The following is a 17,965-nucleotide window of genomic DNA, read 5'->3' as shown; positions in this document are numbered from 1 at the left end:
TTAAGATACTATTGAGCATGTGTATAAGAACGCCCGGTTAATATGAGCGGCATTTATTCGAAGGAGGACTTATGGCGATGAATAAAACCGCTATAAGCATTATCGCCGTTATGCTTTGTGGTTGCGTGGATCCTGGTCGTGTTGGCATTCACCCGGAATTAAAAACGGTATATTTCGCCGGGCAAAAGCCCGCTGTAGAGAATTGTCTGTATTCAGCAGCGCTCTCGCAGAAATTGTCCTTAATGAAGGATGACCCTTTGCCTGGAGGGACGCAACGCTACAATTTGCAGGACGCCAACTATGAAGATGTGGCGTGGGTTGATGTCTCATCCTTTGGTAAAAAACAAACAAGCGTAGATTTTTATTATGCCCCTCATGCTCCGGACGTACAGAGGGCCATTTTGTCTATGATATCCAGCTGCCAAAACGACCTTTAATTACACGTTCTGCCGTGTAGCGGTTATCCGGAAGCAAATATTACGTCAGCGCGAGAAAATCAGTATGACATTCAAATTAACGGTGGCGATTGGCGTAGTTCTGGTAGCGGTAGCGACAGCCCTGTTTTTTCCCAAAATATTTCGGGAGTTGCAAACCAATAGTGAGTTAGAAAAAATGTTGCAGCAACCCGACAATACTTATCTCCTTTTCAGCCAGTGCAAAAAGGACGTTTCGGATGTTGATCGCTGCTACAACGCTTACAGTGCTGCGGTACAGCTAGCTGACTCAAAAAACTGTACTCCGTCCGGTATTGAGCTCAAGCGTAAATTTAAACGACTGGTAGAGCACTCGAAAGATCGAGACATTGAGAATGAAATAAACAAAGAGTGCCGCCTGAAGTGAGCGTTCCTTATGCAACCAGATGCCCTTCTTAACAGGGCAGCATCGACTGCGTTACCCTCAAGGGACCCCAAAAGCCGTTTTTCGGCACGTAGCGTAGCGTTTCCATGTCCATAAATATCCCAAGGCGCGAATACGGCGTATCGGCTACGGGCTGTCAAATATGCGGGTATTTTTTAGATTTAAAAACATTCAATAATAGTGGTGACAAACTCCTGCCACGTGCGGCATTCGCTGGCCTTTTTCAAATTCGGCGGCTCGAGGAGCAGTACGATAAGGTTATCGAAGATATCGTAGAACAGGGCCCTCTCGGCCTGATTAATCGAAAACAGCAGCACTACATTGACCATGTTATTGCCCCACGGGAAGCTTTTCTCGCTAATCACGACGCATAGCCCGGTTTTGTCCGCATTCATCTTCATTGAATGCGGAACGGCGATATTGCCAAAGGTGGTGGAGTAGTTGTGCTCCCTCTGGAAAACATCGTGCACGAAATCCGCATCCACGTAGCCGTGGCGGTGCAGCGCATCCGCCATAAACGGAATCGCTTCGTTTTCATCCGCCAGCTGCGGATTGTGGAAAAACAGTTTTTCGTTGGAGATAAGCTGCAGGTTTTCCAGCAGCCGGGCCCGTTTCTTCTTCTGCCGTACGCGCTCGATTTTATACTGCAGGGCCGAAATATCCCTGTCGGTCAGAAACGGATTAATATAAACCCATTCCATCAGGGTTTGCGGGATCCGCAGCGTGGAGATCAGAAAGTCAGGCGCCGGCAGGTTGGCAAACTCTTCATAGGAGGTAATTATAGCCCGAATAATAAGCTGCTGGCCGAACAGGCTGTCAATCTGCGATATTAGCTGGTTGGTATGGTTATGATAGTGCGGCACCAGCAGCACGCAGCTCACCTTATTTTGTCCGGCGATCTGGTTGCCCAAAATGCTGCCAATATGCAGCGCAATATAGGCAATTTCATGCTCGTCCACGGTGAAGCCGGTGGCCTGGCGAATTTTTTCCGAAATCGCCACCGCGCAGTCAAAAATAAGCGGGCAGGATGTCCGAATCTGTTCAGTTAAGGGATTACGGGTAACGTGCCCATGCTGAAGCCGCACCAGCAAATTTTTAATATGGATGGTGAATCGCACCAGGAACTGCTCGCTGTCGCCATCAATAAAATCATAGCGCCGCATTTCTTTGCACAGTATCGCCACCAGCTCCATGCACTCTTTGCCGGCCAGCACCTCGATATTCCCGGCGTGGATTTCGTCCATGTCGATTCTGATAAGACTGCTGAGCAGAACCACGGTGAGCGCTTCGGCTTCCTGTTCGCTATAAATCACCTCGAAGTGCTGCTCAATTTCGTTAATGACGTGGCGCGCCAGCGTTGTTTCACGCTCATCATATTTTCTTTCACCGGCAGCGGGCGAGGCGGCGGAACACGGATTAAAGGTGTGGTCGTTCCGAATGCGATCAATACTGATAACGACATCCAGCACCAGGCTTAGCAACGCATATTCGTTGATGAAGTAGTGCCAGGATTTACATGATTCGACCAGAATAGAGACCAGCTGGTCGATATCGTAGCGGGGAAATATCCGTCCGATTTCCGTCAGGCTGAGAATATTCGCGCTAAATTCCGCGTACAGAATGCTGGAAAACATCCGCCGTTTGTCCTGCTCCAGCCCCTCAATAGCCAGACAATCGTTGGTCACGGTGAGGTACAGATTAAAATCTTTCAGTTTTTTTCTGACCAGTAGCAGATCTTTTTTGACGGTTTCATAGCTGACGCACAGCACATCGCTCAGACCGTACAGGTCGGGCAGTTGCGCCGTCGGCTGGCGGCTGTTGAGGAGCTGGGTCAGCAGGTAGTTAATTCTTTCTTCCGGCGTTTGCGGCATTTTATGGGCATGGCTGGAGAGCACGCGCATGATGCGCTCTTTATCCACCGCATAACCGCGGTGCGAAGACTGGATAAGCCCTGGCTCATGCGCGTTTATCTCGGCAATGTAGTTCTTCACGCTGCGATCGCTGACGGCCATATTCATAGCCAGCATCTGTGCGGTTTGCGCGTCAGCGCCGTCGAGAAACAGCCGCAGCAGTTTCAGATGCTTATTTTGCATTTCCTCTCCTTTGTCTGACGCGTTTCAGCGCGGATCTGAGCCTGCCGACAGGGCGTCTTTCCGCCGCGGCGAGCGGTTCATCACCGTGAGCCCGGCGATCGTCAGCAGCATACCCAAACATGCCCACAGCCCCAGCGTTTCATGGAAAAATATCATTCCTGACAGCGTAGCCACTACCGGTTCTATCGAGGCCATCATCGCCGCCTTGCCTGCTTCTCCCTGGCCGATCGCCTGAGTATAAAGCAGATAGGGGAGCGCCGTATTCAGTATGCCGATAACGGCTATCCAGACCACCGACCCGGGCGCCGCGTACAGGATGGCAAGTCCATGAGGTATATCGACCGCACACAGTGCGGCCGCGGTGCCGAAGATAAAACACCAGGCGGTGATCGTCAGCGGATTGCCGCGCCGCGCCTCTATTTTCGCCAGCACGGCGTAAAGCGCATACAGCAGCGCGGCGAGAAGACCAAAACCGATCCCGCGTGCGGAATAGTGCTGAGCCGCGGGGGAGACGCCGGCTGCAAGGCAGATCCCGCCTAAAGTTAGCCCCAGCGCTACCGTTTTACGCGGCGTCAGCGGCTCACGAAATACCCGGACTGAAAGCAGCATGACGATGGCCGGAGACGTATAAACCAGCACCGCGGTCAGCGAGAGCGAAAGTTCCCGTACCGACAGCACGTAGCACAGCGAGTAGAAAAACAGGCATCCTGCGCCCATTATCGCCAGCGAGGGAAGCTGGCGCAGACGGATATGCATTCCGCCGGGGCGGCGCAGCGCAATGATGCTCACCGCTGCGGCGGCAACCGTCAGGCGCAGGGCACCGATTTCGGCCGCCGTGAAGCCATAGGCGCCAAGATGGCGCATTACCAGGCCAGACGTACCCCAGCAAATGCCGGCGCCCAGCGCCAGCAATGCGGGTTTTTCTGATGCTATCAAAGCTCTTCACCGTGGCTGGCAATCGCCCGCTGATACCAGCTATAGCTTTTCTTCGGACTCCGCGCGGCGCTACCCCGGCCGTAATCGTCTAAATCAACATAGATAAAGCCGTAGCGTTTGCTCATCTCAGAGGAGGAACAGCTGACGATATCAATAGGTCCCCAGGGGAAGTAACCAATGACATCAACGCCGTCACGGACCGCTTCTTTCACCTGCGCCAGATGTGCGCTCATATAATCGATGCGATAGTCGTCGTTAACCTCGCCATTCTCTTCTTTCGTGTCGAATGCGCCAATCCCATTTTCGGCAATCATGACGGGAACCTGATAGCGATCCCAGTAGAGGTTGAGCTTGGTGCGCAGGCCGATGGGATCGATGCCCCATCCCCAGTCGCTGGCCTGAATGTTTGGGTTAGGGTAGGACGTTTTATGCTTCAGCACGCTCTGCGCGTCGCTTATTCGGGTGTAGTAATATGAGATAGCGAGAAAGTCGGCCGTATTGCGTAAAGCCTCTTCGTCGCCCGGATAGAAATGCAGCTGAATATTATGCTCTGCAAAATAGCGGAACGCATATCCCGGATAGCGGCCCCGCAGCAGCACATCGCCGTAAAAATACTCCATTTGATTGCGACGCACGGTCGCCAGCACGTCTTCCGGCTTGCAGGTCGCGGGGTAGCTAATGCCGTCGGCAAACATCATGCCGATACGAAATTCCGGGTTGATGCGGCGCGCAATCTCGGTAGCTTTTGCGCAGGCGACCATCTCGTTATGCACTCCCTGATATTTTGCTTCATGAAGATTGGCTACTTTATCTTCCGCAATCCCGAGGTGGTTGAATGACTCATGAACGATCAGGTTTATCTGGTTCACAATAATCCAGTACTTCACCTTGTGCTGATAGCGGGTAAAGACCGTCTCACAGTAGCGGACGAAGAAATCAACCAGCTCTCGTGAATACCAGCCGCTATAGGCGGTAGTCAGATGCAGCGGCATTTCATAGTGGGAGAGGGTGATTACCGGCTCCATGCCGTTGGCGATAATCTCATCGATCAGGTTATCGTAAAACTGCAGTCCGGCCTCGTTTGCGACCCGATCGTCGCCGTTAGGGTAGATTCTCGACCAGTTAATCGAGGTACGGAAAGCATTCATGCCGGTGGCGGCTAGCAGCTGCAAATCTTCTTTATAGGTATGATAAAAATCGATGGCATTACGTTTTGGATAAACGCCCTGGTCATCCGTCATCGCATTGCGGATATATTCGGTCGTGATCTCTTCGTTGTATTTTTTTTCGAGCGCAACATCATTACGAAAAAGATTAATATCCGCCACACACCATCCTTTACCATCCTCCTGCCAGGCTCCTTCACATTGATTAGCGGCTACCGCGCCGCCCCAGAGAAAGTTATTGGGAAATCCATCAGGAACGCGTTTACTGGTCAAAATAGGTCACTCCTTTTATTAAGCGGCCGGCTGGCCGCTGCTCGGGAACAGGGTATAAAGTACGGTTTCAGGATGCCGCAGCTTCTGATTCAACCTGCTGTTTTTCATACATTTTGAAAAAGGGATACCAGATCAACGTACTGACGGTCGCCACGACGGCGAACAGCACCAGCCCGCTTAAATCTTGCGATACAATCCACGTCGAAATAGGGAACGGGCAGTACCACATATCAAAGACGGCGGCCGGGATATTGACGACTCCCATATCGAGAACGACATAGGTAATTAGCGGTAAAATAATGCCCTGGAGCCACAGCGGGACCATTAATATTGGGTTCCACGCTACCGCGCCAAAAATAACCGGTTCATTAATATTAAATATTCCCGGAACCAGCGATGCCGACCCTAGCGCTTTCAATCTTTTAGATTTCGATCTGACCAGCATAATCACCAGCGGTAGGGTTGCGCCTATCCCACCGATCGCTACCCACCCGGAATAGAGCACTTCTGCCGTCACAATGTTTTTGGCTACCCCACCGGCGGCCACCGCTGCCATATTGGCGGTAATACCGGCGAGAAAAATAGGCTTGGTTATAGGGAACAGCACCCAGCCGCTGATCCCCATCGAGTAGAGAAATACGCCTAAAAAGGTAATCAGTAAAAATCCTGGCAGCGTCTGCGCGAAGCTGGTGATCGGCATAAAAATATTAAGTAATATTTGATACAGATCCAGCTGCAGTACGTATACCGCCAGCCATCCGGTCACCGTCACCACCAGGATTGGAATAATCGCATCAAACCATACCCTGACAAAATCTGGAATCGCGCTGTCTTGTTTAAAGAATGAATACCTGCCGGCAATCCCCATAATAAAGGCAACATAGATCCCGGCAATAATAGAAACAAACATCCCGCCGGCGCCAAAGTATTTAAATTGCAGGACTGAAACCTCCTGCAGTTTGACAATAATCATAAACAGGGCAATTCCGGACATACCGGCAATTAAGCGCATTTTGTTGATTTTCTTTTTTTCCATATAGTTAAATGGAATCAAAAATGCAATAAATACGGAAAGCAGCCCCATCGTGTAGCTGGATATTGTCGATAGGTTGGGGAACCACGGCAGAAAATTTTTCAGAATCGATAAAACGGTTACCAGCGAGCCAACCAGAATCATCGGCAGCACCTGCATGATTGAGTCTTTGAGCGTTAAAACCCAAACATTGCGGTTGACCTTGTTCATTGGCGGTGCAAAATGCACCTCCATCCAGTCGATAAATTTTTGCATATCGGTTATGCCTCGCTTAACCTTTCTTTAATTCGCCAAGAAGATGATCCAGCGCTTTAGCGCCATCCAACAGTGAATAATAAGATTTATCCATTAAGATGACTTTGATGTTCATGGTTGCCACTTTTTCTTCCAGTTCCGGAATTAAATATTTGAGGTGTGGCCCAACCATCAGGCAGTCGATTTCCTGTAAAAAGCTTTCAACTTCGGCTTCGCTACGAGCAACGACGCTACAGTCGAGCCCGCGCTTTGCCGCTTCCTTGCGAATGTTCGCGGCAAGAAAACCGCTGGATGCTCCCGAGCCACAAATCAGCAATACGTTTAATTTCTTCATTTGCGTATAAACCTTTATATAAGTGTTGTGATGTAGGGTCATTTTATTATGGTCATCATTATTGCCGGCATTCAAATATGCTATTTCACTGTCGAAGTGAAAATATTTACTTACGCCGGCAGCGATGAAAATAAGTGATCGCCATCACGCGGAGTGAACGTTTTTATTTCAAAATAATTTGCTGAATCGCTTTTTTTAACGGCAATAGTCCCGGTGGTGATACTGAAAGTTCAGCAACACCCAGACGAATAAAATATTCGCTCAGCGCTAAGTCTGCCGCCAGTTCGCCGCAAACGCCCACCCATATTCCATGCTGATGCGCATGGGCGCAGACCTGCTCGATCAGGCGTAATAGCGCCGGGTGCGTCGGATCGCCGTAGGGGGCAAGCGCCTGGTTCTGGCGATCGACCGCCAGGGTGTACTGCGTTAAATCGTTGGTGCCGATACTAAAGAAATCCACCTCAGGCGCTAACAGGTCGCCGGTCAGTGCGGCCGCGGGCGTTTCGATCATTATCCCCAGCTCAATATCCGCCCGGTAGGGGACACCTTCCGCATCCAGCTGCTGGCGACACTGCTGGTAAAGATCTTTCAATGCCCGCACTTCCCAAAGCGACGCCACCATCGGGAACATAATGGCAATGCGTCCCCAGGCGCTGGCCCGTAAAATTGCGCGGAGCTGGGTTATCAGCAGTTCTGGTTGCGACAGGCACAGGCGAATTGCCCGGCAGCCCAGCGCCGGATTTTCTTCTTTCTCCAGGCGCAGCGCTGCGGTCTGTTTATCCGCGCCGAGGTCCAGCGTACGAATAATCACCCTCTTGCCGTTCATGCCTTCGGCAACGGCGCGATAGGCGGCAAACTGCTCCTCCTCGCCGGGTAGATCCTGGCGCCCGAGGTAGAGAAATTCGCTACGAAACAGGCCGATGCCTTCTGCTCCGTTGTCCAGGGCCGACGCCAGTTCCTGCGCTGAGCCGATATTCGCGTACAGCGCGATGCGGCGTCCGCAGCGCGTGATGGCCGGTTCGTCTTTGGCGGCGAGCAGAATCTCGCGCTGCCGGGCCTGCTGTTCCAGCTCCTTACTATAACGCCGACGCGTTTCATCATCGGGCGTCAGGCAGAGGCGGCCGCGATTGCCGTCAATCACCGCCTCCAGGCCGTCCCATGCGGAGGGGAGTTCCGCCAGATCCAGGCCGACGAGCGCGGGGATCCCCATTGCGCGAGCCAGAATAGCGGTATGGGAATTGGCTGAGCCCTGGCGGGTGGCGATGCCGGCGACGCGCTGCCTGTCGAGCTGTACGGTCTCGCTGGGGGTCAGATCGTCGGCAAGAAGAATTGCCTCTCCGTCGGGCTGCCGTAGCCCGGGGGCCTGATGGCCGCAGAGAATGGCAACCAGTCGCCCGGAGACATCCCGCACGTCCGCGGCGCGCGCCTGGAAATAGGCATCTTCCATGGCGGCCAGCTGGTTGGCAAACAGCTCTCCGGCCTGCTCGACGGCCCAGGCGGCGTTGAGCTTTTGCTCGCCGATCGCCTCGCGTATTTCCTGCTGGAAATCGTCGTCCAGCAGCATTAGCTGATGAGCTGCGAACAGCTGGGCGGTTTCTTCTCCGCTCTCCGCGCGGACCTTATCCTCCAGCGCCTGCAGCTGTATTAGCGCGGTACTGCACGCGCGCTCCAGTTTTTCCAGTTCCTGCTGCGGGCTGTCGATAGGCTCCGGGCTGACGTGCGATTTTGCTGGCCGGTAGCACCATATTTGCCCCCGTGCGATACCTGATGAAACGGCTTTACCTGCTACGATCTGCATGAACTTTCCTTAAGCGATAATCAAAGATGCTGCTGGAAAAAGTCGTGCAGCGCGGCGATCGCCTGCTGCTCATCCGCGCCGCTGGCGCTGATCGTCACCGTATCGCCGACCTTCACGTTCAGGCCCATTACGGTGAAGATTTTTTTCAGGCTGACCTGCCGATCTTGCCTGGCAATATGCAGAGTGGAGCTGTAGCCCAGCGCCAGCCGCACCAGCAGACCCGCCGGGCGAGCGTGGATGCCGAGATCGTCGCGGATAGTGTATTGAAATTGTTCCATTAACGTTTCCTGTTAAAAGGGAGGCGGGTAGTTTTATCGCATGCTTTTACCGCTATCTACGTGGTTCCAGCTCGCCTATGCGCTTATCAAGGGTGCGAAAGATTTTGAGCAGATGACGGCTCATCAGCAGCTCGCTATTAATGGTCATCAGCGTATCCTGCGCGTGGGTAAATAGCAGAGATGGCGGGAAGACTTCACCGTGGATTTCGCTCTGCACAATATCGGTCTGGTTGCCGTGGGCTGTTTTTATTTTCTGCTGGGCCTGGGTGATTTTTTCATCCGCGAGGCTAAACTGGTTTTTTTCAATGGCAGAGAGCGCATCGGTAATTAAAGCGCGGGCATCGCCGGCATCCATAATAATATTCATTGCCGTACTATTAATCTGTTCTGTTTTATCCATTGGTTATCTCACTATGCAGTTAATCTCTTTATTGCCGTTGTTTATTAGCTTCGGATGGAGAGAGAAAATGAACTCTTGCTGAAGAGCAGTTCACCACAGGCTTTCGGTGAGTAACAAATAAATAATTTCCCACCCGCAAGGAAGACTTTTACTTTTTTTGGCTTATATATTGTAACTTGTTGTTTTTGTTTTTTTTAATTTTGAGTGTGGTGGTGTTTTTTACTATTTATTATAATTGGGTTGAGTCGATTTTAATTTAATTGTGAAGTGTGTCACATTATTAGGCTATCGTATGTAGGTGACTGCTGCTCCGATCTTTTTCTATCGCCGCTTAACGCTAATATCCGCATGGACATGATGATCCTGTCGCTATTGAATGGAATGCAAGGTGGTTTTTCGAGCAGTATTCCTGCCAGGCTATTTAGCGTTACCGTTCCTGGCAATAAATTAGCGGTGTTCAGCATTGAAACCGATGAAATCACTGCCTTAACCAATAAGAGTGATGAGTTAAGGTATGCAGATATTATCGCTACCAATATCTAATATGGCCGGATACCGGCAGAAGGGCGGACATGAGTCTGAGCCGATGGCGTTTCACTCCCGCCGCTTTTGAGGGGGAGATTGCCCGTGGTTTAATTCACGCCCGTTTGCGAAGGCATCGGAAAAGGCCGGCATACCGATGCCGGAGGGGGGAGCTTGCGGTTCGTATCCTTCCGTCCACTGCCGCCGAAAGCTCATCATCTGCTCCGGGTCGGCTGCCCGCTGGCGGAGGGCGGAAACACCCGAGCGCACAGAAAATCGACCATAGCCCGAACTTTCGGCGAGGGATGCCTGCTGGCGGGCCAGAGCACGTGGAATACGCCAGCGCGTTCCACGCGATCGGCCAGAATGGCGCACAAGCGTCCATCCGCCAGCGCTTCCCCGATCGAGAATTCCGGCAGATAGGCGATGCCCAGGCCTTGAAGAGCAAAGCACACCCGCGTCTCGATGTTGTTGCAGATCATCGAGGTGGGAAGCTGCAGCTCGGGGTCTCCAGGCGCCTGCCGTAGCGCCCACGGCTCCAGCTTGCCGCTGTTGGGAAAGCGGTAGTGCAGGCAGGTGTGCTCCAGCAGATCGGCAGGCACTTTGGGTATACCTCGCCGCGCCAGGTAATCGGGAGAGGCGACCAGCATCGAGCGGAAGGTGCCCAGCCTCCGCGCCGACAGGCGCGAGTCCGTCGGGTTTCCCGTTCTCACCACCACGTCGAAACCTTCTTCGATCACATCGACCAGCCGGTCCGTGAAGTCGAGATCCAGCTCGATGGCCGGGTACTGGCGCATGAACTCGCCGAGCACCGGCAGCACCAGCGAGCTGACCAGAGGCAGGCTGACCCGCAATCGGCCGCGCGGCGCAGCCGTCGCCTGCGACAGCTCCAGTTCCGCGGCCTCAATCTCGGCAAGGATGCGGCGGCTGCGCTCCAGGAACAGCGTACCCTCGGCCGTCAGCGTGACGCTGCGGGTGCTGCGATGAAACAGACGCACGCCGAGCTTCTCTTCCAGCCTCGCCACGCTTTTGCCGATGGCCGATGCCGATACGCCCAGCAGCCGGCTGGCCGCGACGAAGCTGCGCGTCTCGGCGACCCGCACGAACACCACGAAGCCGTTAAGGTTGTCCACTTCACCCCTCCATTGCGGACAAATAGTTCCGCTAAGAAAGGAACTGTACCCTACTTTTTCTTTAATAGCTGCGTTTCTATCATGGCGGGAATGTTCACTGATGAAAGGAATTTCCCATGTCGGTTCCCGCATTTTCGCTGCAGGCAGGCGTCCCGCTTGCGCCTCTGTCCGCCCGCATTCAGGCCGTTGTGCAACAGGCGCTGGACGAGCGGCGTCTGGTCGGTGCCGTGGTCCTGGCGGCCCGCGACGGCGCGCTTATTCACCGCCAGGCCGCCGGCTGGGCCGATCGCGAAAGTCGTCGGATGATGACCGCGGATGCGCTCTTCCGCCTGGCATCGGTGAGCAAGCCTATTGTCTCAACGGCGGCGCTGGCGCTGGTGGCGCAAGGCAGGCTCAGCCTGGACGACAGCCTCGATCGCTGGTTGCCCGAGTTCAGGCCACGATTGGCCGACGGCCAACCTGCGCGGATCGCCGTATGGCAGCTGCTAAGCCATACGGCAGGGCTGGGCTACCGATTCTTCGAGGCTGATGCCAACGGGCCCTATGCGCAAGCCGGCGTGTCGGACGGCATGGATGCGTCCGGGATTAGCCTGGCGGAGAACTTGCGCCGTATCGCCAGCGTGCCGCTGCTGTACGAACCAGGCACGAGCTGGGGTTATTCGCTGGCCACCGATGTGCTGGGCGCCTTGATCGAGCGAGTGCATGGCGAACCGCTTGACGCAGCCGTGCGCCAGCTCGTGACCGGCCCGTTGGGCATGGCGGATACCGGTTTTGTCGCGCCGGATGCGCAGCGCGTAGCGACCGCCTACGTGAGTGATGAGCCTCAGCCGCACCCGCTGGCGGAAGGTGAAACCGTTTCGCCCTTCGAGGGGGCGGTCGGCATTCGCTACAGCCCTGCACGCATCTTCGATCCGCAGGCATTCCCTTCGGCTGGCGCGGGCATGGCGGGCACGGCCGAAGACTTTCTGCGCCTGCTGGAAGCCCTGCGTCAGGGCGGCGGTGCGATTCTGCCCAACGCATTGATTGCGGAAATGGCGCGCGATCGGACGGGGGATCTGGAGCTGCCCAATGCGCCGGGATTCGGCTTTGGGCTGGGGTTTTCGGTCTTGCGCGATCGGACGCTGGCCGCTTCGCCCGAGTCGGAGGGCACCTGGCGTTGGGGAGGCGCCTACGGCCACTCCTGGTTCGTGGATCGGGCGCTGGGGCTTAGCGTCGTCGCTTTCACCAACACCCTATACGAAGGGATGTCGGGCCGTTTCGTCAGCGATCTGCGCGATGCGGTCTACGGTGCCCTGGAGGCTGAGCGATGAGTTCGACTCCTCAGGATCGCATGCCTGTCGCATCGCTACTGGCGCTTGCGATGGCGGCTTTCATCACCATTCTGACCGAAGCGCTGCCGGCCGGCCTGCTGCCCCAAATGGCGCAGGGCCTGGCCGTCTCCGAGGCGTGGGTCGGCCAGACGGTCACTATCTATGCCATCGGTTCGCTGGTGGCGGCCATTCCGCTGACCGCCGCGACGCAAGGGGTCCGTCGCCGGCCGCTGCTGCTGGCCGCCATCGCCGGCTTCGCTATCGCCAACACGGTGACGACGCTTTCCGCCAGCTATGCGCTGACGATAGTGGCGCGCTTCCTGGCGGGCGTTTCTGCTGGGCTACTGTGGGCTCTGCTGGCCGGCTATGCGGCGCGGATGGTGCCAGAACATCAGAAGGGCCGCGCCATTGCTATCGCGATGGTGGGCACGCCGCTGGCGCTTTCTCTGGGGGTACCTGCCGGTACTTTGCTTGGCAATCTGCTGGGTTGGCGCATCTGTTTTGGCATCATGAGCCTGATGGCGCTATTGCTGATGGGCTGGGTGAGGCTGAAAGTGCCGGACTTCGCGGGGCAGTCGGTGGGCAAACGCCTGTCGCTGCGGCACGTGTTCACCCTGCCGGGTATTCGCCCGGTGCTGTTCGTCGTGCTGGCCTTCGTTCTCGCGCATAACATCCTCTACACCTACATTGCTCCGTTTCTGCTGGCGGCGGGAATGGTGGAGCGCACGGATTTGGTACTGCTGGTTTTTGGTATTACGTCGGTATCCGGTATCTGGATCATCGGCGTGCTGATCGACCGGTATCTGCGGGTGCTGACTCTGGCAAGTACGGTCTTATTCGGCGTTGCGGCGCTGATGCTGGGCATAGCCGGCACCGAGCCCATCGCGGTCTATGCGGCGGTGGGTACCTGGGGGCTGGCTTTCGGTGGCGCGGCGACCTTGTTCCAGACCGCGCTGGCCAGAACCGCCGGCGATGCTGCCGATATCGCGCAGTCCATGCTGGTTACAGCCTGGAACGCGGCGATTGCCAGCGGAGGTATTGTTGGCGGCGTGCTGTTAGATCGTCTTGGCGTAGGGGCATTCTCTCCTGCGCTCCTGGTGCTACTGCTGGCTACGCTCCTGGTGACCTGGTCGGCCAGATATCACGGCTTTCCCGCGTCAGTGGGATGAGATCAGATGGAGCCGCGCCATCTTTCTTATTTCCTTGCCGTAACGCTCACGCGGCCATCAGCGTGAGCGTTACATGGTTCGGCGCAACCGGCTGAGCGCTATTAGGCAAATCCAGCCTGTTACAGCATTTTTGCCCACGCGTGGCCAGGGTGCAGGCGATCGAGACAATCCCGCAGCCATAAGCGCTCAGACGGAAGTAATCCCGGCGCGGCCTTCGCGAAATCTTCCTCGTCCTTCGTCCGGCGGTATCTGGCCTTGAACAGCAGCACGGCAGAAGGGGTGAGGTAAGGGACTCCTTCCGCGGTCAGCGCGATCATTTCGCTGCGGGGGCGCGTGATTTGCCGATCCCGCTTATAGACCCAATGCTCATCCGTTCCCGGCTCAATCATCATATCCGCCCGCCAGCGGTCAGCGGGGCGATCGAAACACCAGATCTGGGCAATCTCCGCCTTCGGTTCCCGGTCGGCCGCCAGCCGTTCGAGCACACCGTCATTAACGGTGTAAAATTCCAGATCGCGCAACTCATCGCGGAAAATGCGCAGATCTTCGCGCAGGATCGTGAACTCGAGATCCTCATGCTCGCGCGTCTTCTCCCCGTGCCACAGGTCGAGAGCCCAGCCGCCAACGACGCACCAGGGCCTCGATACGCGGCTCAGCCGACCAGATAGCTCGGCGGGGCTCCAGGGCTCCCACTTTTCCTCGTCCGGTACAACCTGTCGATCGTTCATGCTATCGGTTCTCATTATCTGGTTGTCATCGGCCAGCTTTGGCTTTGCTGACGGCGGATCGCCGCCTCGGCTACGCCGTCAGAAACACTACCGCAGCGGTGAAGACAATCACAGGAAAAGTAATCCCTGTTTTATCATCCCTCATTGTGGTGCTGGCCTGATAAATTCCCGTTTTTTGCCCGGATGGCGTTGTAACAGAAGTCTTTTTTATTTTTTAAGTTCAGCTGGCTGGATGATTTTAGCGCGTTGAAATTCTTCTTTACTCTACCGACATCAACCGGCATCAAGTAGTATCTGTTGGTATATGTGATGGTACGCCTGTTCCATGAAACCCTGTACCAGCAGCCAGCAACTAAACGGCAGGTCGCTAATGGCATTGGCCTTAGCGAACAGAAACAGGCTTGCTTGATTATTTATGCAGGAGATGAGATATGACAGATGCGCCACGCGGGCGGGGAAGGCCCCGGAAAACGGAGAGTACATATTCAGATACGCGTAATGATTTGATCCGCAGCGGGCTCGAACTTCTGACGCAAAATGGTTTTCTTTCTACCGGCGTCGATGCCATCGTCAAGAACGCAAATGTCCCTAAAGGCTCATTTTATTACTACTTTCAAAGCAAAGAAGAATATGTGCAAACCGTGCTGGGCGCATATGACAGTTTTTTTGAACACAAACTAAAAAAACATCTTCATAATAAATCCGGTACCCCGATGGAGCGCATGGAAAACTTCATCAACGACGCCTGCGAGGGGATGAAAAAATACGAATTCACCAGAGGGTGCCTTGTTGGCAATATGATGCAGGAGAGCCCGGGGCTTCCGCCATCATTTATAAAGCAGCTTCAGGATATTTTAGATAGCTGGCAAAACATCGTTTCCTCCTGTCTCTACGATGCGCTATTAGCTGGTGATATCACCTCCGATGTTAATGAAAAACAGCTGGCGGCTATTTTCTGGAGCGGTTGGGAAGGGGCCGTGATGCGGGCGAAGCTTTATTGTTCAACGCAACCCATTCACGACTTCTGGGACTATTTTAAAATCTCCGTCAGATATCGCCATGAGCAGAATGAATTCAGTGAGAAGCTGGTTTAAGGGCCCGGAAGCGAGCCCTTGGCAAAGTTTGATACTTAGCTATCCGTCTGCTTTTCTCTCAGGATATATTGGCAGCGGCCTTAGTTGCACTGAATAACCGCGCGCCCGCGGATTTCGCCATTAAGCAACTTTTCAGCGACATTGATTGCTTCACTGAGAGGGTAAACGGTGGTCATGCTCTCCAGCTTAGCGAGCGGTAAATGTTGTAAAGCTTTCAGCCAGATGCCCGCTCTTTTCTCTTTAGCGAACATGACGCTGTCAACGCCCTTTAAGGTGATCCCGCGGAGGATAAACGGCGCCACGTTGCCCATCAGCTCCATACCCTGAGCCATACCGCAGGCAGCAACAATTCCGCCATATCGTACCCCGGCACAGGCGTTGCAGAGGGTGTGGCTACCAACGGTATCAATGGCCGCCGCCCAGCGTTCTTTTTGCAGCGGCTTGCCTGGGTTTGAGAGTTCTGCACGATGAATAATGTCGTTTACGCCTATCGTTTTATAGAGCCAGGGCGCCTCTTCAGGACGGCCGGTAGAGGCCGTAACGTGGTACCCCATAGACGATAGGATCATCGCCGCGATGCTTCCTACCCCTCCGCTGGCGCCGGTAACCAGTATCGGGCCATCTTCAGGCTTAACGCCATGATTGAGAAGCGCGTCCACGCACAGCATCGCGGTGAAGCCTGCGGTCCCAATGGCCATGACGTGTTTGCTGCTTACCCCGGCCGGAACAGGGGTCAGCCAGTCGCCATTAACCTGGGCCTTCTCTGCAAGTCCGCCCCAGTGTTTTTCGCCAACGCCCCAGCCGGTCAGGAGGACCTTATCACCAGCCTGATAGTCGGGATGAGAGCTGGCGGAAACCGTACCGGCGAAGTCGATGCCCGGCACCATCGGGAAATGGCGGACGATAGGGCCGCGTCCGGTGATGGCCAGGGCATCTTTATAGTTGATGGATGAGTAGTCGACATTGACGGTCACATCCCCCTCGGGTAGCTCACTTTCCGCTATTTCAGCAAATAGTGCGGCGTAGCGATTTTCTACTTTATTGATTAATAATGATTTAAACATTTTCACCTCGTGTGTCTGGTTGTATGACAGTCAGGTATTCAGGAGTATATAAAAAATATTGACCGATCGTCTAATAATCATCATTACTATCCCTGTGCTGTCCGATATTCAAGAATTGTTCGACTTGTCATCGCCTTATCGAAGGCGTTCTTGATAAATATCAACGTGAGGTCAGATTTGTCGTGTCTGAAAAGGGGAGGCATTCAGGGCTAAGCGAGCACCCGATACCGCCGAACGGTGATGGACGACCTCCACTCCGGTCGTCGTCACGTCCGTTGCGGCGGTAGTACCTTTATGCTAATGCTCTTAGGAAAATCAGCGTAAACTCGGGGCCTGTTAACGATGGCAGAAGAAGACGGTATTTTTGATACGATTATTAACCGGGCCGATTCTCCATCAATCAAATGGGGAGGTTCCCGGCAGGCTGAAGTCATTTCGTTTGGCATAGCTGATATGGATTTTCAGTCCCCATCCTGCGTTCGCAATGCATTAATAAACAAAGCTAAAAGCGGTCTCTATGCGTACGAGTATAAAACGGATGGTTACTACCAGGCGATTAGCGGTTGGTTCAACGATCGTCACCACTGGACAATTGAAAAAGAGTGGCTGACCGACGGCCCCGGAAGCTGGGCCATGCTCGCTCTGTGCCTTCAGGCATATACGATGCCAGGAGATAACATCCTCATCCACGCTCCCCATTTTCATCCTGCGGTTAGCGTCATAGAAAGCGCAGGGCGAAAGATTGTCGCGCAAGCGCTCGCTTTCGATGGCGTCAGATACATTTTTGACCCGCGTATCTTTGAGGAAACCCTCGTCAGACAAAACGTCAGACTGTTTTTCCTTATGAATCCTCATAACCCAACCGGCCTGATGTTCAGCAGAGCAGAGTTATCCGTTATCGCAGAGATCTGTGAAAAGTACGGCGTGCTGGTGGTTTCAGATGAAATCAACGGCTATCTGACCTACGACGATGCCGTATTTGTTCCCTACGCCAGTCTATCTTCGGTTAGTCGCCTTAATTCAATCACGCTTACCTCCCCGTCCAAGGCCTTCAATCTGCAGGGGCTGACCTATGCGATCGGCATCATCCCCGACAAAGTAAAGCGGCAGAAACTGCAACAAGTCCGGGTCGGTATGGGCGTTGATTTTGCGACTAATGTATTTAGCATTGCGGCAGCCGAAGCCGCTTATCGCTATGGAGGAGAATGGCTCATTTGCCTTAACCGCTATCTCCAGGGCAATCTGGATTTTATGGATAGCTATCTGAAGACCAACCTGCCGCAGGTAAAACTGATCAGACCGCACGGCGGTTATATCGCCTGGCTGGATTTCACCGCGCTTCGCCTCACTCCTGAGGCACTCAGAAACATCATCCTCGAAAAAGCTAAGGTAAACCTGACATGGGGAGAATCGTTCGGTCACGAAGGCGAGGGATTCGAGCGTATCAATTTTGCCTGCCCCAGAGGAACCCTGGAGAAAGGGCTTGCGCGAATCAAAAACGCATTTTCCTGACTCAGGTAC

The 17,965-nt window shown here is 54.3% G+C and carries 19 protein-coding genes; 7 read left to right on the top strand and 12 right to left on the bottom strand.

The window, feature by feature from the left end; translation table 11 throughout:
* The first annotated feature begins 71 nt into the window (after positions 1-71).
* Both QFI97_RS21635 and QFI97_RS21630 read left to right on the top strand, forming a co-directional pair.
* Positions 72-437, top strand: a complete 366-nt coding sequence (locus QFI97_RS21635) for a hypothetical protein (protein WP_223261741.1) — start codon at positions 72-74, stop codon at positions 435-437.
* A 64-nt stretch (positions 438-501) separates the two neighbouring features.
* Positions 502-840 carry a hypothetical protein gene (locus QFI97_RS21630; RefSeq protein ID WP_095094607.1) on the top strand — a complete coding sequence of 113 codons (339 nt, stop codon included), beginning with the start codon at positions 502-504 and terminating at the stop codon, positions 838-840.
* A 179-nt stretch (positions 841-1,019) separates the two neighbouring features.
* On the opposite strand, the gene QFI97_RS21625 is transcribed toward QFI97_RS21630, so the two are convergent.
* The 8 genes from QFI97_RS21625 to QFI97_RS21590 all read right to left on the bottom strand — a co-directional run bounded on the left by QFI97_RS21625 (position 1,020) and on the right by QFI97_RS21590 (position 9,424).
* Entirely contained in the window at positions 1,020-2,951 is a 1,932-nt protein-coding gene (locus tag QFI97_RS21625) for a BglG family transcription antiterminator (RefSeq protein ID WP_095094609.1), read from the bottom strand.
* A gap of 24 nt (positions 2,952-2,975) precedes the next feature.
* Positions 2,976-3,887 (bottom strand): DMT family transporter, encoded by a 912-nt coding sequence (locus tag QFI97_RS21620; RefSeq protein WP_346431962.1) that lies wholly within the window; start codon positions 3,885-3,887, stop codon positions 2,976-2,978.
* The gene (locus QFI97_RS21615; protein ID WP_331850664.1) at positions 3,884-5,326 is read right to left on the bottom strand and encodes a glycoside hydrolase family 1 protein; all 1,443 of its coding nucleotides are present in this window, start codon (positions 5,324-5,326) and stop codon (positions 3,884-3,886) included. The genes QFI97_RS21620 and QFI97_RS21615 overlap by 4 nt, the downstream gene beginning before the upstream one ends.
* A 67-nt stretch (positions 5,327-5,393) precedes the next feature.
* Positions 5,394-6,614, bottom strand: a complete 1,221-nt coding sequence (locus tag QFI97_RS21610) for a PTS sugar transporter subunit IIC (RefSeq protein WP_095094615.1) — start codon at positions 6,612-6,614, stop codon at positions 5,394-5,396.
* Between the two features lie 16 nt (positions 6,615-6,630).
* Positions 6,631-6,948 carry a PTS sugar transporter subunit IIB gene (locus QFI97_RS21605; RefSeq protein WP_095097948.1) on the bottom strand — a complete coding sequence of 106 codons (318 nt, stop codon included), beginning with the start codon at positions 6,946-6,948 and terminating at the stop codon, positions 6,631-6,633.
* Positions 6,949-7,111: 163 nt separating this feature from the next.
* The gene (gene ptsP / locus QFI97_RS21600; RefSeq protein ID WP_346431961.1) at positions 7,112-8,746 is read right to left on the bottom strand and encodes a phosphoenolpyruvate--protein phosphotransferase; all 1,635 of its coding nucleotides are present in this window, start codon (positions 8,744-8,746) and stop codon (positions 7,112-7,114) included.
* 20 nt (positions 8,747-8,766) lie between these two features.
* Complete coding sequence (locus tag QFI97_RS21595) at positions 8,767-9,024, bottom strand: HPr family phosphocarrier protein (protein ID WP_095094619.1); 258 nt, start codon at positions 9,022-9,024, stop codon at positions 8,767-8,769.
* Between the two features lie 52 nt (positions 9,025-9,076).
* Positions 9,077-9,424 (bottom strand): PTS lactose/cellobiose transporter subunit IIA, encoded by a 348-nt coding sequence (locus QFI97_RS21590; protein WP_331850662.1) that lies wholly within the window; start codon positions 9,422-9,424, stop codon positions 9,077-9,079.
* A 348-nt stretch (positions 9,425-9,772) separates the two neighbouring features.
* On the opposite strand from QFI97_RS21590, the gene QFI97_RS21585 reads away from it, so the two are divergent.
* Complete coding sequence (locus QFI97_RS21585) at positions 9,773-9,967, top strand: hypothetical protein (protein ID WP_346431960.1); 195 nt, start codon at positions 9,773-9,775, stop codon at positions 9,965-9,967.
* Between the two features lie 194 nt (positions 9,968-10,161).
* Here the strand turns inward: QFI97_RS21585 and QFI97_RS21580 are convergent, their stop codons facing one another.
* On the bottom strand, positions 10,162-11,079 hold the full coding sequence (locus QFI97_RS21580) for a LysR family transcriptional regulator (RefSeq protein WP_331850661.1): 918 nt from the start codon (positions 11,077-11,079) through the stop codon (positions 10,162-10,164).
* 116 nt (positions 11,080-11,195) lie between these two features.
* Between QFI97_RS21580 and QFI97_RS21575 the strand changes: the two genes are divergently transcribed.
* Together QFI97_RS21575 and QFI97_RS21570 are read left to right on the top strand one after the other, a co-directional pair.
* Positions 11,196-12,389: a serine hydrolase domain-containing protein gene (locus tag QFI97_RS21575; RefSeq protein WP_346431959.1), complete on the top strand. Its 1,194-nt coding sequence runs from the start codon at positions 11,196-11,198 to the stop codon at positions 12,387-12,389.
* The gene (locus tag QFI97_RS21570; RefSeq protein ID WP_346431958.1) at positions 12,386-13,558 is read left to right on the top strand and encodes an MFS transporter; all 1,173 of its coding nucleotides are present in this window, start codon (positions 12,386-12,388) and stop codon (positions 13,556-13,558) included. The genes QFI97_RS21575 and QFI97_RS21570 overlap by 4 nt, the downstream gene beginning before the upstream one ends.
* Before the next feature lie 119 nt (positions 13,559-13,677).
* On the opposite strand, the gene QFI97_RS21565 is transcribed toward QFI97_RS21570, so the two are convergent.
* Positions 13,678-14,301, bottom strand: coding sequence for a nucleotidyltransferase domain-containing protein (locus tag QFI97_RS21565; RefSeq protein WP_346431957.1), 624 nt, complete (start codon positions 14,299-14,301; stop codon positions 13,678-13,680).
* Between the two features lie 55 nt (positions 14,302-14,356).
* Positions 14,357-14,431: a hypothetical protein gene (locus tag QFI97_RS23625; protein WP_487333643.1), complete on the bottom strand. Its 75-nt coding sequence runs from the start codon at positions 14,429-14,431 to the stop codon at positions 14,357-14,359.
* 286 nt (positions 14,432-14,717) lie between these two features.
* Here QFI97_RS23625 and acuR point away from each other — a divergent pair, with 286 nt between their 5' ends.
* Complete coding sequence (gene acuR, locus QFI97_RS21560; protein WP_346431956.1) at positions 14,718-15,380, top strand: acrylate utilization transcriptional regulator AcuR; 663 nt, start codon at positions 14,718-14,720, stop codon at positions 15,378-15,380.
* Between the two features lie 80 nt (positions 15,381-15,460).
* Here the strand turns inward: acuR and acuI are convergent, their stop codons facing one another.
* Positions 15,461-16,444: an acrylyl-CoA reductase (NADPH) gene (acuI, locus tag QFI97_RS21555; RefSeq protein WP_095097952.1), complete on the bottom strand. Its 984-nt coding sequence runs from the start codon at positions 16,442-16,444 to the stop codon at positions 15,461-15,463.
* Between the two features lie 342 nt (positions 16,445-16,786).
* Here acuI and QFI97_RS21550 point away from each other — a divergent pair, with 342 nt between their 5' ends.
* Positions 16,787-17,956: a MalY/PatB family protein gene (locus tag QFI97_RS21550; protein ID WP_346431955.1), complete on the top strand. Its 1,170-nt coding sequence runs from the start codon at positions 16,787-16,789 to the stop codon at positions 17,954-17,956.
* Positions 17,957-17,965: the final 9 nt, after the last annotated feature.

It is taken from the genome of Klebsiella scottii (assembly GCF_036561945.1).
Lineage (GTDB): Bacteria > Pseudomonadota > Gammaproteobacteria > Enterobacterales > Enterobacteriaceae > Klebsiella > Klebsiella scottii.
This window is presented reverse-complemented; position numbering and strand designations above follow the sequence as displayed.